Raw genomic sequence first — 15,000 nt, 5'->3', positions numbered from 1 at the left:
GATGGTTCTACACTTTGTTCGACCATTCTCTTCTGACGTAACCACTCATTCTTCACTTTTTCCAAAAGTACAATTAACTTATCATCATACTCTTTACGCAATTTACCCTTTTTTTGAAAGAACATTTTTGTTTCTCCTCTTATACTTCTCTGCGACCTTCTAATGCTTTCGATAGTGTCACTTCATCTGCATATTCTAAATCTCCACCAACTGGCAGACCATGTGCAATACGAGTTACTTTAATGCCTGTAGGTTTTAAGAGGCGGGAGATATACATCGCTGTAGCTTCCCCTTCAATATTAGGGTTTGTTGCTAATATTACTTCTTGTACCGTTTCATCATGTAGTCGCTTTAAGAGTTGCGGGATATTAATGTCTTCCGGTCCAATTCCCTCCATAGGAGAAATCGCACCACGTAACACATGATATACACCTTGATACTCTTTCATTTTTTCCATCGCGATTACATCTTTCGGTTCTTGCACGACACAAACAACTGATTGATCTCGATGCGAATCATTACAAATATAACAAGGATCACGATCAGTAATATGTCCACATACAGAACAATACGCTAAATCTCGCTTCGCATTTACAAGTGCTTTCGCAAAACCTAACACATCATCTTCTTTCATATCTAATACGAAAAATGCCAATCGAACCGCTGTTTTCGGTCCGATACCTGGCAACTTCATAAAACTATCGATTAGTTTTGATATTGGTTCTGGATAATGCATGTATCAATATCCTCCTAGAACATTCCACCTGGTAAGTTTAAGCCTTTTGTAAATTTACCCATCGTAGAGTTTGATAGCTCATCAGCCTTTTTAAGTGCATCATTTGTTGCAGCTAACACTAAGTCTTGTAACATTTCGATATCCTCTGGATCTACAACCTCTTCTTTAATCTTCACTTCAAGAATTTGCTTGTGACCATTTGCAATAACTGTAATCATTCCGCCGCCAGCTGTACCTTCAACTGTTTTTTCACCAAGCTCTTCTTGTGCTTTCGCCATGTCTTTTTGCATCTTTTGCATTTGTTTCATCATGTTATTCATATTTCCCATTCCGCCACGCATCATAATTAATTCCTCCTAATTATTATTACTCTTTTATTTCAATGAGTTCTTGTCCTACTAATTTCACTGCCTCTTCTATAAGAGGGTCTTCCTTTTTCTCCGGGCTTTCTTCAGACTCTCCACCTTCACGTTGTAAAAAGTCTTCACGGATTTTACCCCATTCACTTTTTGGAATGGCAATCATATTTAACCTTTTACTTAGCAATTCAAATAAAGCTTGTTCTACTGTATCCATAGCTTCTCGATTTTCGCTCGCCATCTTACAGTGAATCTCATATTGAAATGCTAAAACGTAAGTGTCATCTGAAGCTGCCACTGGTTCGCTATTTTCTAATAGAACAGCAAACGCTACTTTGTTATATGATTTGAGTCTTCCTAACAACTCACCCCATACAGCTTTTAATTGTTCTAAATCTTGACGCTTCGCTTGTTTTAATACTTCATTTACACGCCCGACAGGAATCTTCATACTTCCTGTTCGTACGGGTTTTGGTGTTGCACGTGTCTCTCTTACTTCCTGTTGTACACCAGCTGGCACACCGTTCTTTTTGACTTGCTCTAACTCTTTCTCCAATTGCTGCATCCTGTTCATAATTGCTTGCAAACGATCAGTACCGTTTGCTTGCATCATAAACTGTTGACACAATTGCACCATAACAACTTCTAAGAAAATACGCGGATGATTTGTCCACTTCATTTCCTGTTGTCCCTTACTAAGGGTATGAATAATCTCATAGATCACTTCCGGTTGCATTTCTTCACTCAACTTACGGAATTGATCATCTACAATTACTCGTTCCAACATATGTTCTAGTTGCGGTGAAGTTTGATATAAAAGCATATCACGATAATAGTAAATGAAATCCTCCATAAAACGAACTGGATCCTTCCCTTTACTCATCATTTCATCTATGATCTGTAATGCTCTTGATACATCATTTTCACGTATGCATTCTACTAAATTGCCTAAGTATTGCTGAGAAACAGATCCTGTTACGGCCAATACATCTTCTGTCGTAACAATCTCATCACTATAAGATATAGCCTGATCAATAAGACTAAGCGCGTCACGCATACCACCTTCAGCAGCACGGGCAACAATTTGTAATGCTTCATCTTCCACTTGCGTACCTTCGTTTGTCACAACCGTTGATAATCTCTCAACAATATCATTCACTGATATTTTTCGGAATTCAAAACGCTGACAACGCGAAATAATTGTAGGCGGGATCTTATGAGGTTCTGTTGTCGCCAAAATAAAGATAACATGTCCTGGCGGCTCTTCTAAGGTTTTTAAAAGCGCATTGAATGCACCCATAGAAAGCATGTGAACTTCATCAATAATGTATACTTTATATTCTACAGCACTTGGAGCATATTTTACTTTATCTCTAATATCTCGAATTTCATCTACACCGTTATTTGAAGCCGCATCAATTTCTAATACATCTGAAATGGATCCTTGTGTAATTCCTAAACAAGAAGGACATTCATTACAAGGTTCAGCTACCGGAGCATGTTCACAGTTAATTGCTTTTGCAAATACTTTTGCAATTGTCGTTTTTCCTGTTCCCCTAGGACCAGAAAATAAATAAGCATGTGAAACTTTCTCTTGAAGAAGGGCATTTTGCAACGTTTTTGTCACGTGCTTTTGACCGACTACATCTTCGAACTTTTGCGGTCTCCATGTTCGGTATAACGCTTGGTATGACACGAAAATACGGCCTCCCTCAAAGGTTATTATCTCATTTATTATAACCCATTCTGTTTATAGATTCCAAAAGTTATTTTCTATACAAAAAACTCACCTTTGTATTAAGGTGAGTTTTGTATACATATATAACTGCCGTGCACCCTCCGTCGATTACGTACCATAAGCGTTACTCAAGCAGTTAGCTCGGTTCAGGCACTCCTGCGGCACACGAGAAGACCCGCTTATTGCTGCTTCCTTCCGGACCTGACAAGGTTCACGGGGTCCCGTTGCGCAGGACCCAAACGTCAACACCACTTACTTAAGGCAGACCTTACAGCAACATAACCTCGAGAGGGGATTCGGCCTCGCTAGAGCGGATTGCGAGTATAGGGCACCGCTACCTCCCCGCTTAGCACGGCAAAGTTAAAACCAATATTCGGTTGCCTTCATTAAAGGCATTATCAGTATAACTTGTTTCTTTATAAAATGCAAATACGTTAGTTCCCAGTATTTTTCTCTAATTTTTTTATCGCTTTTCTTTTTTTACGAAGCTCTCTAAAAAAGTTTGTTAACAACGTACCGCATTCTTCCTCTAACACACCAGATACTACTTCACATTGATGATTGAAGCGTTCATCTGTTAAAAGATTCATTAATGTCCCTGCACACCCGCCCTTCGGATCACTTGCACCATATACAACTCGCTTCACTCGTGATAAAACAATTCCACCCGCACACATTGGACAAGGTTCTAATGTTACATACAATGTTGCATCTTCTAAACGCCATGTCCCTAATTTTTTACACGCCTCATCTATCGCTAGCAACTCAGCATGAGCTATTGATCTTTGCTCAGTTTCCCTTAAATTATGGGCAACACTAATTACCTCACCATCTAACACTATAACTGCTCCAATTGGCACTTCCTGTATTTCCTCTGCCTTTTTGGCTTCTTCTATCGCTAATTGCATAAAATAAATATCTTGATCTTGTTCCATAACATAGTCCTTTCATTACAAATAAAGTACACTTATTTCCATTTACTACACAGGGGATAACTTTTATATATTCAATCCACCCTAAAAGAAAAAAGAGAGGGGATTACATATGAAAAATACCGCCTTGCTCATTATCGATATGATTAATGACTTTCAATTTTCCCACGGACCCATTCTAGCTCAAAAATGTGAGACTATCACAAACCCTATTTTACAATTAAAGAAAAAAATGAAATCCTTCGGCTATCCTATAATTTACGTTAATGACCATTATCAACTTTGGAGATCTGATATCGACCAACTTATTACTCATTGCACAAATAAATATAGCGAAAATATAATCCATAAGATTGCTCCAAATTCTGATGATTACATTTTTATTAAACCACATTATTCCGCTTTTTATGAAACACCTTTAAATTCATTACTAGGTTATTTAAAAATAGAAAATCTAATATTAACAGGAGTTGCCGGAAATATATGTATCCTATTTACAGCTAATGATGCCCATATGAGAAATTATACATTGTATGTACCACAGGATTGTATCGCCTCTAACAGCGACCAAGATAATATACATGCTTTAAAAATAATGGAAACTACATTGAAAGCAAATATAACATCGTCATCCAAAATAAAATTTAATTAATACATATATCTATTTTCTAACTTTTTATATCAAATTAACCCGCTCGCTTCCCTCTTGTGCTACAATAATTCTGTTTTGTGTTTTTAGTAGTCACGGTAAATCACTGATTGAAAGGAGGAAACAGCGTGACCGGAGTACCATTTATCACGGTTGAAGGACCAATTGGTGTTGGAAAAACTTCACTTGCGAAGGAAATTTCAACTCACATGCAACTCCACTTACTAAAAGAGATTGTTGATGAAAATCCCTTTTTAGGAAAGTTCTATGAAGACATCGACGAATGGAGTTTTCAAACAGAGATGTTCTTTCTTTGTAATAGATACAAACAATTAGAAGATATTAACATAAAGTATTTGAATCAAAGGAAACCAGTAGTAGCGGATTACCATATCTTTAAAAATTTAATTTTTGCATCCCGCACATTAAAAGACTCTCAATATGACAAGTACATGCAAATTTATCGTATCCTTACACAAGATATGCCTGTGCCAAACGTCATTGTTTATTTAACAGCTAGCCTAGAAACATTGCAAAAACGAATCGCCATGCGCGGAAGAGAATTTGAAAAAAACATGGATCCAAATTACTTACTACAGCTCACAAAAGATTATGAAACAGCAATGGATGCTTTTAAAAAAGATCATCCGGAAATACCAGTATTGAAATTTAATGGAGACGATATGGATTTTGTAAAAAATCCTGATGATTTAAACGTCATCCTATCTGCCCTTCAAAATACTCTCTTAAAGGAGTCGAAATAATAATGAATTTAAGGCAAAAATATGATATACCCAATGACGCAGTAATCACTATCGCCGGAACGGTAGGTGTGGGTAAATCAACTATGACAACTGCATTAGCTAATGCTTTAGGTTATCGCACATCATTTGAAAAAGTAGATTCCAATCCATACTTGGACAAGTTCTATGCGGACTTCACTCGCTGGAGCTTCCACCTACAAGTGTACTTTTTAGCAGAACGATTTAAGGAACAAAAAAGAATTTTTGAATACGGTGGCGGTTTTGTTCAAGATCGTTCTATTTACGAAGACACTGGAATTTTCGCAAAGATGCATCATGAAAAAGGTACGATGACGGAAACTGATTATGAAACATACAAAGGGTTATTTGACGCTATGGTCATGACTCCTTACTTCCCTCATCCAGACTTATTAATTTACTTAGAAGGTTCTTTCGATGATATTGTCGATCGTATTCAAGAACGCGGACGCCCAATGGAACAGCAAACGCCAATTGAGTACTGGAAAGAAATGCATGGACGTTATGAAAACTGGATTAACAACTTTAATTCATGCCCTGTATTACGCTTAAATATTAATGAGTACGATATTTTAAAAGATGGGGATTCAATCGAACCAATCATTAAAAAAATTGGCCATTTTTTAAAACAAACACGTAAACTTGTAAAATAAAAAACCCGTGCATATGCACGGGTTTTCCTATTAAATTACTTCTTCTTTGTTGGAGCAATAATTTCACTCTCAGGTTTTCCTGCGTTAATACGCTGACGAACAGTACTTGTACTAATATCGTATGCTTCAGCAATCTCTTTAACAGTCAGTTCTTTCCCATTAATTACTGCCGTTAATACTTTACCTGTACGTTTTGGAGCCGCTTCTTTCTTTACAGCTGCTTTTTTAACTTGTTTTGGCACCTCTACTTTATTCGTAGCTGGTTTTACATCACAAGTACAACCACAAAGTTTACGGAATGTATCATCACTAATAATGCGTGATACGTTTGCACCACTGTTTAAAATTCTATTGTTCTTACAGACAGGACATTGTACATAATATAAAGTTTTTCCATCTAAAGGAAACGTTTGTATAATAAGATCCATGTTGACTCCTTTCATATCTATGAAGATAATCATCGGAATATGAGTGTGTAATAAGGACAAAATTACCTTACACCATACTTTATGATTGGTTTTAAAATAAAAACTCGTTACGTGTTGGTAACGAGTTCTCCAATCTCCACTTATATGCGCTGTTGTCAATTATATCTGGAGGAGGTAGAGGGATTCGAACCCCCGCGCGACTCTCGCCGCCTGTCGGTTTTCAAGACCGATCCCTTCAGCCAGACTTGGGTATACCTCCATATTGACATCAAATATAATATCAAAAGAAAAACAGTTAGTCAACCCTACTAAAATAAATTATGAGGAAAGGAAAATTTTACTTTCCCCTTCCTACATTACAGTACTGACAACGCTCATAATTACCAATCACTCATACCGATGAATGTTTAAATTTACTTAATAACTGTTTTTCCTCCCATATAAGGGCGAAGAACTTCTGGAATTATAATTGTACCATCTTCTTGTTGGTAGTTCTCTAAAATAGCTGCAACCGTACGTCCAATTGCAAGACCAGATCCATTTAATGTATGGACATGTTCTGGTTTTCCATTTGGCTCACGGCGGAAACGGATATTTGCACGTCTCGCTTGGAAAGCTTCAAAATTACTACAAGAAGAAATTTCACGATATGTGCCATAGCTTGGAATCCATACTTCAATATCGTATTTCTTCGCTGCTGTAAATCCTAAATCGCCTGTGCACATGCTCATAACGCGATATGGCAACTCTAATAATTGTAACACGCGTTCTGCATCATTTGTTAATTTTTCTAACTCTTCATAAGAATCTTCTGGTTTTACGAACTTCACAAGCTCTACTTTATTGAACTGATGCTGGCGAATTAAACCGCGTGTATCGCGACCAGCTGAACCTGCTTCAGAGCGGAAGCAAGAGCTAAATGCAGCATATCTTATAGGCAATTGCTCTTTATTTAAAATCTCATCACGATGCATATTCGTTACAGGTACTTCAGCTGTTGGAATTAAGAAATAATCTTCACTTTCAATACGGAATGCATCTTCTTCAAACTTTGGAAGTTGTCCTGTTCCTGTCATACTTGCACGGTTTACCATATATGGAGGTAATACTTCTTCATATCCATGCTCATCAGTATGAAGATCAAGCATAAAGCTAATTAAAGCACGCTCTAATCTTGCACCAGCACCTTTGTAAAATACGAAGCGGCTTCCTGTTACTTTCCCAGCGCGTTCAAAATCTAAAATTCCTAAATCAGTAGCAAGATCCCAATGTGGTTTTGGTTCAAAAGTAAATTCTTTTACTTCTCCCCAAGTACGCGCTACTACATTATCATCCTCTGTTTCACCGACTGGAGCAGACTCATGAGGGATATTTGGAATAGATAACATTAATCTTTCTAAGTCTTCTTCAACTGTGCGAAGTTCGTTATCAAAATCCTTTACTTTTTCTCCAACCTCACGCATTTCTAAAATTAGAGCTTCTGCATCTTTCTTTTCGCGCTTTAATACAGAGATTTGTTGAGACACTTCATTACGTTTACTTTTTAATTCTTCTGTCTGAACAAGTAGTTCTCTTCTTCTCGTATCAAGTTCTTCAAAACGTCCGAAATCAGTTAAATCTTCACCTCTATGCTGTAATTTCGCTTTTACTTCTTCAAAGTTTGTACGTAAAAATTTAATATCAAGCATTATATACTCCTCCTTTTATTTTATAAAACACAAAAAACTCCCGTCCCTATATAAAGGGACGGGAGTTAACCCGCGTTGCCACCCTAGTTGAAAGCATTACCGCTTTCCTCTCAAGTAGAAATAACGGCTCTTCACCGGGAATGCTTACTAATCCAAAAGATGTTCCACATTCCATTCCAGGATGGATTCACAAACTGTTTCTATCGATTTCCACCAACCATCGACTCTCTATAAGAAACAACATTTGTTACTATTTCCTATCAACACGCTTATTTTATAAAATTGTTACCATCAATTTACTATAATCTTATACAAGTTGCAAGTTACTTATACAACTTTTTTCATTTTCGCTTCTTTTACCATTTCAACAAAGTATGCTGTTACACGATGATCATCTGTTAATTCCGGATGGAATGAAGCAGCTAAAAACTGATCTTGTCTTACCGCTACCATTCGGTCACCATGCTTAGAAAGCACTTCAACATTATCAGCTACTTCTACAACATACGGCGCACGGATAAATACACCAACGAAGTCTTCACCCACGCCTTCAATTGAAAGCGCAGCTTCAAAACTATCCTTTTGGCGTCCGAACGCATTGCGCTCAACTGTAATATCCATAGCACCAATATGTGCTTCTTCATAGCCAATAAGTGTTTTCGCAAGAAGAATCATCCCTGCACACGTACCAAACATTGGTTTACCAGACTTTGCAAATGTGCGAAGTGGTTCCATGAAAGCATACTTATCAATAAGACGGCGCATTGTTGTACTTTCACCGCCTGGTAAAATAAGACCATCAATCTCTTCAAGTTGCTCTATACGCTTTACAACAACAGCTTCTGCACCACTTGCTTCAACTGATTTTACATGTTCACGAACTGCACCTTGAAGACCTAGTACCCCGATTTTCACCATTTTAAAGTTCTCCTTTAATTACCATCCACGCTCTTGCATGCGTTGTTCTGGTAATAACGTTGAAATTTCGATACCCTTCATTGCATTACCTAATCCTTTAGAAAGACTTGCAATTAGTTCGTAATCTTCATAATGAGTCGTTGCTTCAACAATTGCACGTGCAAATCTCTCTGGGTTTTCTGATTTGAAGATACCAGATCCAACAAATACCCCATCAGCACCAAGTTGCATCATTAATGCAGCATCTGCTGGCGTTGCTATACCACCTGCCGCAAAGTTTACAACTGGTAAGCGACCAAGACGTTTAATTTCAAGTAATACTTCGTAAGGAGCACCAGTATTTTTTGCATATGTCATTAACTCATCTTCACGTAGACTCGCAACTTGACGGATTTCTGCATTGACTTGGCGCATATGACGCACTGCCTCTACAATGTTTCCTGTTCCTGGTTCACCTTTTGTACGAAGCATAGATGCACCTTCTGCAATACGACGTGCAGCTTCTCCGATATCACGGCAACCACATACAAATGGAACTGTGTAATCACGTTTATTTAAATGGTATACTTCATCAGCAGGAGTTAATACTTCACTCTCATCGATATAGTCTACCCCTAATGATTCTAATACACGTGCTTCTACAAGGTGACCGATACGGCATTTTGCCATAACCGGAATTGACACTGCACCCATAACTTCTTCAACGATTGTTGGGTCTGCCATACGAGAAACGCCACCTGCTGCACGAATGTCTGCTGGTACACGCTCTAATGCCATAACGGCAACTGCGCCTGCCTCTTCTGCAATTTTTGCTTGTTCAGCGTTAATTACGTCCATAATAACGCCGCCTTTTTGCATTTCTGCCATTCCACGTTTTACACGCTCTGTCCCTGTTACATTTGTCATGTACAAAAACCCCCCTAGGTGAATTGCTTTCCCCCGTTAAAGGCGAAAATTAAGAATACTCTTACATTCTACCACTAACTATCAGATGCTTGTCTACTACTTTTTCATAAAGTCGGTATGAAAAATAGGAATAAAAAAAAAGCCCCTACCATGAGGAGCTTCTAAAACCAACCTTTTACTGTATCAACAGCGCTATTCCACATACCACTAAAGAATGAACCAATTCCGCGCATAGCACGAGTAAACCAGTTTGCTTCTTCTACTTCAGATGTTGTTACAAGATCCACTTGCAACGACTTACCAGTTAAAAATCCAGGGTCGTTTGTATCTTTTGGCGTAATTACCATTTGACCAAGCGCAGCTCCCTTTTTAATAGGTGCTTCTTGTCCCTTACTTGATTCTTTTAATTCTGTTTTATAAACATCTTTACTTCCTTTTGGCACTGGAAGTGAAATAGCTTGTTTCGTTTGAACTGCTACATCTTTATCTTTCGCATTTTCTACTCTTACTGTTTCTTGTCCTTTTACTGAAGAACCTTTTTTATACATTTGTTTCACTTCAAAGTTAGCAAATCCATAATCATATAGCTTCTTTGTTTCATCAAAACGTGCTGTATGAGAACTTGTTTTAATAACTACAGAAATAAAACGCATACCGTTTCTTTCAACCGTACCAGTGAAGCAATCTCCTGCTTCTGGAGTTGAGCCTGTTTTCAGACCATCTACGCCATCATATTCTTTAACTAAGCCCTTTAACATCCAGTTCCAGTTTGACATTGCAAACTTCTCTTTTTCTGGACGGAATTCTTTTTTAGGAATTTTTGCTGTATCTAACACTTTTGGATAATCTTTAATTAAATGTTGTGCTAAAGTTGCAACATCCTTTGCAGACATTTTATTTTCTTCATCTGCTGTTGTTCCTTCAGGATGCATTCCCTTTAAATCTTTATTCGTTAAACCTGTAGAATTGACAAATTTATAATTTTTCAACCCTAGTTCTTTCGATTTATCATTCATCATTTTTACGAAATCTACTTCTTTACCTGCAATTGCTTCTGCTAATGCAATTGTTGCACCATTTGCAGAAAAGATTGCCATTGCCTCATATAACTCTTTTACTGTATAAGAGCCACCATTTTCTAATGCAACATTTGATAATGAAGCATCTTGTGAAACCTTATATGCATATTCAGAAACCTTAATTTTCTGGTCCCACTTAAGTTTTCCTTTATCCACTGCTTCGTGAACTAAATATTCACTCATCATCTTTGTCATACTAGCAATGGATAATAATTCATCTGCATTCTTTTGATATAAAATTTTCCCAGAATTCGCTTCTACTAAAATTGCCGCGCCTGCTTCAATGTTTAAAGCGGCTCCTGTTTCAGCTGATGCATTGCTATATGGCATAAAAATGCTACAAGCTAGTGTAAGCACTGTTACCAAAGCAATGAATCTTTTGCAAAACATACCTTTCACTTTTGCTACCCCCAATATCTATGTACTCACATAACCGTTATTCTAACATAATCAAAAAAAAATAGACAGAGATATCAAATCTCTGTCTATTTGTATATAAGACATTATAATGAGTAGTTTGGAGCCTCTTTTGTAATTTGTACGTGATGAGGATGACTTTCACGTAAGCCTGCACCTGACATACGAATGAATTGTGCATTTTCGCGTAAGAATTCTAAATCCTGTGCTCCGCAATATCCCATACCTGCACGTAAGCCACCAACTAATTGGTGAACTGTATCTGCTAAAGGTCCTTTATATGGTACTCGTCCTTCAATACCTTCTGGGACAAGTTTTTTATTTCCTTCTTGGAAGTAACGATCTTTACTTCCTTTTTCCATCGCACCGACAGAACCCATACCACGATACACTTTAAATTGACGACCTTGGTAAATTTCAGTTTCTCCAGGACTTTCGGCAACACCAGCAAACATACTACCTAGCATAACAACATGTGCTCCTGCTGCTAAAGCTTTAACCATATCACCAGAGTACTTAACACCGCCATCAGCAATAACTGGAATACCGTGTTTACGAGCTTCGGTTGCACAATCATAAACTGCTGTTAATTGTGGTACACCAACACCAGCTACAACACGTGTTGTACAAATAGAACCTGGTCCAATACCAACTTTAACTACGTTTGCACCAGCTTCAATTAATGCTTTCGTTGCTTCAGCTGTAGCAACATTTCCAGCGATAATATTTAATGATGGATATTTAGCACGAACTTCTTTTACCTTATCAATAACGCCTTTAGAATGCCCATGAGCTGTATCAAGTACAATTGCATCTACACTAGCTTTTACTAATGCATCGATACGAAGCATAGCATCAGCTGTTACACCAACTGCCGCTCCAACTAATAAGCGTCCTTGCTTATCTTTAGCAGAGTTTGGGAATTCAATTACTTTTTCAATATCTTTTATTGTAATCAGCCCTTGTAATACACCGTTATTATCAACAAGAGGGAGTTTTTCAATTTTATACTTTTGTAGGATCTTTTCAGCTTCTTCCAGTGTAGTACCAACTGGAGCTGTAATTAATTGTTCTTTTGTCATTACGTCAGAAATTTTGATTGAGTAGTCTTGGATGAAGCGCATATCACGGTTTGTAATAATACCAACTAATTTTCGCTCATCTAAATTATTTACAACCGGTACACCTGAGATACGATATTTTCCCATAAGATGTTCTGCATCATATACTTGATGTTCTGGAGTTAAGAAGAAAGGATCTGAAATAACGCCGCTTTCAGAGCGCTTTACTTTATCAACTTGCTCTGCTTGTTGCTCAATAGACATATTCTTATGAATAATTCCTAAACCACCTTGGCGAGCCATTGCAATAGCCATGTCAGCTTCTGTTACTGTATCCATTCCTGCACTAATTAACGGGATGTTTAGCTGTAAGCTTTCAGATAAAACTGTTTTAACACTTACTTCTCTTGGTAATATATCTGACCTAGCTGGTACAAGTAATACATCATCAAAAGTCAAACCTTCTTTAACAAATTTAGATTCCCACATAATTGTTCCCCCTATGATACCAGAAATTATTATTAGTAGCTTATCAATTGGTTAAAATACTGTCAAGGACGTATATATATGTTAGAATTTTTAGACAATAAAAGGAGCGTAATATATGCATCAAACATCTTGCACTTGGCAGCAGTTAAGTTTCTTTTTTTCATCTCAAAACGTACAACGTTATCTTGCCCGTTGTTATGAAAAATTCTCTATTCAGGATGCCGAAAAAAAAAGTTTTGAAAATTGTTATCCCTTTATTTATTACTTAGAACACGGGAAAAATTATTATGAATTATATAAGACAGCTCCATTTTCCATTCAACCAATGTTGTTATTTTATGGAATTAGCCAACTTTTTAAAGCATGTCTACTAACCATTGATCCTAACTATCCTGAATCCACTACTGTTTTAGCTCATGGCGTTACAACTCGCAAACGAAAAAAACAAGGGTATCAATTTTTAGAAGATGAGGTGAAGGTACAAAAAAACGGATTGTTTACTCATGTTGCAGAACAACTGTTTCACATGAAACACTTAGAAGCAGAAAAATTTAACATGTTAGAACTAATGGGAAATATTCCAGAATTACAAAATTTGTTCCGCTATAGTCAAAAAGGATCAACTTTATATAAAATCGATTCAACAATTAAAAATGAGCTCTCCTTTTCAGTCAACCTACTAGATCGATTACATATGACTAAAGAGAGATTTTCTCGCTACATTGAAACATCTTGTAAGCATTTATCAATGCAACATGTACCTGAGAAAACTAATGAATCGAATTTACTTTTTACGGCGCCAATTCAATCATGGAATCCTATGTACAGTACTCCTTTATACTATGAATATCTTACTAATACTTATTATTTACCACTTACAACTGATCCTAGAAATCCTAAACCAGTATTACCCGAACTCCTCGTTCATTATTTATTGCTCTATAATTTAAGCATGATTTCTAGGTATGAAACAGATTGGTGGTATGACTTACTTGGAAGCTATGGCTCTGAAGATTATCCATTTATTTATCAATTTCTTAATATTTCTGCTCAAAAAATCCCTTACTATATTTCATCATTTTTACTAACAGAACCTAACCTATTTCATGGGAAATAAAAAAAACACAAGTCAAAAGACTTGTGTTTTTAGTTGCTTGGCGACGTCCTACTCTCACAGGGACAAGGTCCCAACTACCATCGGCGCTAGAGAGCTTAACTTCCGTGTTCGGTATGGGAACGGGTGTGACCTCTCTGCCATCATCACCAAACTATGAAGGCATATTCCTTCAAAACTAGATAACATTTGCTACATATTATATGGTTAAGTCCTCGATCTATTAGTATTCGTCAGCTCCACATGTCACCATGCTTCCACCTCGAACCTATCAACCTGATCATCTTTCAGGGATCTTACTAGCTTACGCTATGGGAAATCTCATCTTGAGGGGGGCTTCATGCTTAGATGCTTTCAGCACTTATCCCTTCCGCACATAGCTACCCAGCTATGCCCTTGGCAGAACAACTGGTACACCAGCGGTGCGTCCATCCCGGTCCTCTCGTACTAAGGACAGCTCCTCTCAAATTTCCTACGCCCACGACGGATAGGGACCGAACTGTCTCACGACGTTCTGAACCCAGCTCGCGTACCGCTTTAATGGGCGAACAGCCCAACCCTTGGGACCGACTACAGCCCCAGGATGCGATGAGCCGACATCGAGGTGCCAAACCTCCCCGTCGATGTGGACTCTTGGGGGAGATAAGCCTGTTATCCCCGGGGTAGCTTTTATCCGTTGAGCGATGGCCCTTCCATGCGGAACCACCGGATCACTAAGCCCGACTTTCGTCCCTGCTCGACTTGTAGGTCTCGCAGTCAAGCTCCCTTATGCCTTTGCACTCTACGAATGATTTCCAACCATTCTGAGGGAACCTTTGGGCGCCTCCGTTACACTTTAGGAGGCGACCGCCCCAGTCAAACTGCCCACCTGACACTGTCTCCCGGGTCGATAAGACCCGTAGGTTAGAATTTCAATACAGTCAGGGCGGTATCCCACCAGCGCCTCCACCGAAGCTAGCGCTCCGGTTTCAATGGCTCCCGCCTATCCTGTACAAACTGTACCAAAATTCAATATCAGGCTACAGTAAAGCTCCACGGGGTCTTTCCGTCC

15 protein-coding genes, 1 tRNA gene, 2 rRNA genes, 1 other RNA gene and 1 other annotated feature (2 of these 20 running past the window's edge) are annotated in these 15,000 nt (G+C 38.1%); of the genes, 4 read left to right on the top strand and 15 right to left on the bottom strand.

The annotated features are described in order from the left end of the window. The 6 genes from QCI81_RS14420 to tadA form a co-directional block, all read right to left on the bottom strand. A protein-coding gene (locus tag QCI81_RS14420) for a YaaL family protein (protein WP_000466019.1) crosses the window boundary here: on the bottom strand, positions 1-125 show its 5' portion. The gene continues 97 nt to the left of window position 1, outside the view; only the first 125 of its 222 coding nucleotides appear in the window; the start codon lies at positions 123-125; its stop codon lies off the left edge, out of view. A 14-nt stretch (positions 126-139) separates the two neighbouring features. Beyond that, positions 140-736: a recombination protein RecR gene (gene recR, locus QCI81_RS14415; protein WP_000559169.1), complete on the bottom strand. Its 597-nt coding sequence runs from the start codon at positions 734-736 to the stop codon at positions 140-142. A 14-nt stretch (positions 737-750) separates the two neighbouring features. Then, a complete protein-coding gene (locus QCI81_RS14410) occupies positions 751-1,077 on the bottom strand; it encodes a YbaB/EbfC family nucleoid-associated protein (RefSeq protein ID WP_014894853.1) in 327 nt (108 codons plus the stop codon). A gap of 25 nt (positions 1,078-1,102) precedes the next feature. Then, positions 1,103-2,791 (bottom strand): DNA polymerase III subunit gamma/tau, encoded by a 1,689-nt coding sequence (gene dnaX / locus QCI81_RS14405; protein ID WP_000121561.1) that lies wholly within the window; start codon positions 2,789-2,791, stop codon positions 1,103-1,105. Between the two features lie 132 nt (positions 2,792-2,923). Continuing rightward, an RNA gene (gene ffs, locus QCI81_RS14400) (signal recognition particle sRNA large type) lies at positions 2,924-3,188 on the bottom strand. 79 nt (positions 3,189-3,267) lie between these two features. Then, positions 3,268-3,768 (bottom strand): tRNA adenosine(34) deaminase TadA, encoded by a 501-nt coding sequence (tadA, locus tag QCI81_RS14395; RefSeq protein WP_000434330.1) that lies wholly within the window; start codon positions 3,766-3,768, stop codon positions 3,268-3,270. A 109-nt stretch (positions 3,769-3,877) separates the two neighbouring features. On the opposite strand from tadA, the gene QCI81_RS14390 reads away from it, so the two are divergent. The 3 genes from QCI81_RS14390 (at position 3,878) to QCI81_RS14380 (ending at position 5,849) form a co-directional block, all read left to right on the top strand. Beyond that, positions 3,878-4,417 carry a cysteine hydrolase family protein gene (locus QCI81_RS14390; protein ID WP_071730373.1) on the top strand — a complete coding sequence of 180 codons (540 nt, stop codon included), beginning with the start codon at positions 3,878-3,880 and terminating at the stop codon, positions 4,415-4,417. Between the two features lie 125 nt (positions 4,418-4,542). Continuing rightward, entirely contained in the window at positions 4,543-5,178 is a 636-nt protein-coding gene (locus tag QCI81_RS14385) for a deoxynucleoside kinase (RefSeq protein WP_000148218.1), read from the top strand. A gap of 2 nt (positions 5,179-5,180) precedes the next feature. Further along, on the top strand, positions 5,181-5,849 hold the full coding sequence (locus tag QCI81_RS14380; RefSeq protein ID WP_001053585.1) for a deoxynucleoside kinase: 669 nt from the start codon (positions 5,181-5,183) through the stop codon (positions 5,847-5,849). Positions 5,850-5,884: 35 nt separating this feature from the next. On the opposite strand, the gene QCI81_RS14375 is transcribed toward QCI81_RS14380, so the two are convergent. From QCI81_RS14375 to guaB, 7 genes are all read right to left on the bottom strand, one after another. Beyond that, positions 5,885-6,277, bottom strand: coding sequence for a sigma factor-like helix-turn-helix DNA-binding protein (locus QCI81_RS14375; protein ID WP_353810840.1), 393 nt, complete (start codon positions 6,275-6,277; stop codon positions 5,885-5,887). Positions 6,278-6,443: 166 nt separating this feature from the next. After that, positions 6,444-6,536, bottom strand: a tRNA-Ser gene (locus QCI81_RS14370). 154 nt (positions 6,537-6,690) lie between these two features. Continuing rightward, positions 6,691-7,965, bottom strand: coding sequence for a serine--tRNA ligase (gene serS, locus QCI81_RS14365; protein ID WP_000884174.1), 1,275 nt, complete (start codon positions 7,963-7,965; stop codon positions 6,691-6,693). A 51-nt stretch (positions 7,966-8,016) separates the two neighbouring features. Continuing rightward, positions 8,017-8,238, bottom strand: a binding site (T-box leader). Between the two features lie 54 nt (positions 8,239-8,292). Next, the gene (pdxT, locus tag QCI81_RS14360; RefSeq protein ID WP_000238785.1) at positions 8,293-8,883 is read right to left on the bottom strand and encodes a pyridoxal 5'-phosphate synthase glutaminase subunit PdxT; all 591 of its coding nucleotides are present in this window, start codon (positions 8,881-8,883) and stop codon (positions 8,293-8,295) included. Positions 8,884-8,901: 18 nt separating this feature from the next. Then, the gene (gene pdxS / locus QCI81_RS14355; RefSeq protein WP_000186154.1) at positions 8,902-9,789 is read right to left on the bottom strand and encodes a pyridoxal 5'-phosphate synthase lyase subunit PdxS; all 888 of its coding nucleotides are present in this window, start codon (positions 9,787-9,789) and stop codon (positions 8,902-8,904) included. 161 nt (positions 9,790-9,950) lie between these two features. After that, positions 9,951-11,258, bottom strand: a complete 1,308-nt coding sequence (dacA, locus tag QCI81_RS14350) for a D-alanyl-D-alanine carboxypeptidase DacA (RefSeq protein WP_125653127.1) — start codon at positions 11,256-11,258, stop codon at positions 9,951-9,953. A gap of 113 nt (positions 11,259-11,371) precedes the next feature. Continuing rightward, positions 11,372-12,835 (bottom strand): IMP dehydrogenase, encoded by a 1,464-nt coding sequence (guaB, locus tag QCI81_RS14345; protein WP_000264089.1) that lies wholly within the window; start codon positions 12,833-12,835, stop codon positions 11,372-11,374. Positions 12,836-12,950: 115 nt separating this feature from the next. On the opposite strand from guaB, the gene QCI81_RS14340 reads away from it, so the two are divergent. After that, entirely contained in the window at positions 12,951-13,952 is a 1,002-nt protein-coding gene (locus QCI81_RS14340; RefSeq protein ID WP_353810839.1) for a YaaC family protein, read from the top strand. Between the two features lie 35 nt (positions 13,953-13,987). Here QCI81_RS14340 and rrf read toward each other — a convergent pair. Together rrf and QCI81_RS14330 are read right to left on the bottom strand one after the other, a co-directional pair. After that, positions 13,988-14,103, bottom strand: a 5S ribosomal RNA gene (rrf, locus tag QCI81_RS14335). A 49-nt stretch (positions 14,104-14,152) separates the two neighbouring features. Then, positions 14,153-15,000 (bottom strand): 23S ribosomal RNA (locus tag QCI81_RS14330); it runs 2,074 nt beyond the window's last position.

The sequence above is a fragment of the Bacillus cereus group sp. MG20 genome (assembly GCF_040459885.1).
GTDB classification, from domain to species: domain Bacteria; phylum Bacillota; class Bacilli; order Bacillales; family Bacillaceae_G; genus Bacillus_A; species Bacillus_A cereus.
This window is presented reverse-complemented; position numbering and strand designations above follow the sequence as displayed.

What these genes read in the sequence shown, in the direction of transcription:
- guaB (WP_000264089.1), bottom strand. Translation starts at nt 12,835, where the DNA reads ATGTGGGAATCTAAATTTGTTAAAGAAGGTTTGACTTTTGATGATGTA.
- pdxT (WP_000238785.1), bottom strand. Translation starts at nt 8,883, where the DNA reads ATGGTGAAAATCGGGGTACTAGGTCTTCAAGGTGCAGTTCGTGAACAT.
- serS (WP_000884174.1), bottom strand. Translation starts at nt 7,965, where the DNA reads ATGCTTGATATTAAATTTTTACGTACAAACTTTGAAGAAGTAAAAGCG.
- QCI81_RS14375 (WP_353810840.1), bottom strand. Translation starts at nt 6,277, where the DNA reads ATGGATCTTATTATACAAACGTTTCCTTTAGATGGAAAAACTTTATAT.
- pdxS (WP_000186154.1), bottom strand. Translation starts at nt 9,789, where the DNA reads ATGACAAATGTAACAGGGACAGAGCGTGTAAAACGTGGAATGGCAGAA.
- recR (WP_000559169.1), bottom strand. Translation starts at nt 736, where the DNA reads ATGCATTATCCAGAACCAATATCAAAACTAATCGATAGTTTTATGAAG.
- QCI81_RS14390 (WP_071730373.1), top strand. Translation starts at nt 3,878, where the DNA reads ATGAAAAATACCGCCTTGCTCATTATCGATATGATTAATGACTTTCAA.
- QCI81_RS14340 (WP_353810839.1), top strand. Translation starts at nt 12,951, where the DNA reads ATGCATCAAACATCTTGCACTTGGCAGCAGTTAAGTTTCTTTTTTTCA.
- tadA (WP_000434330.1), bottom strand. Translation starts at nt 3,768, where the DNA reads ATGGAACAAGATCAAGATATTTATTTTATGCAATTAGCGATAGAAGAA.
- dacA (WP_125653127.1), bottom strand. Translation starts at nt 11,258, where the DNA reads ATGTTTTGCAAAAGATTCATTGCTTTGGTAACAGTGCTTACACTAGCT.
- QCI81_RS14380 (WP_001053585.1), top strand. Translation starts at nt 5,181, where the DNA reads ATGAATTTAAGGCAAAAATATGATATACCCAATGACGCAGTAATCACT.
- QCI81_RS14410 (WP_014894853.1), bottom strand. Translation starts at nt 1,077, where the DNA reads ATGCGTGGCGGAATGGGAAATATGAATAACATGATGAAACAAATGCAA.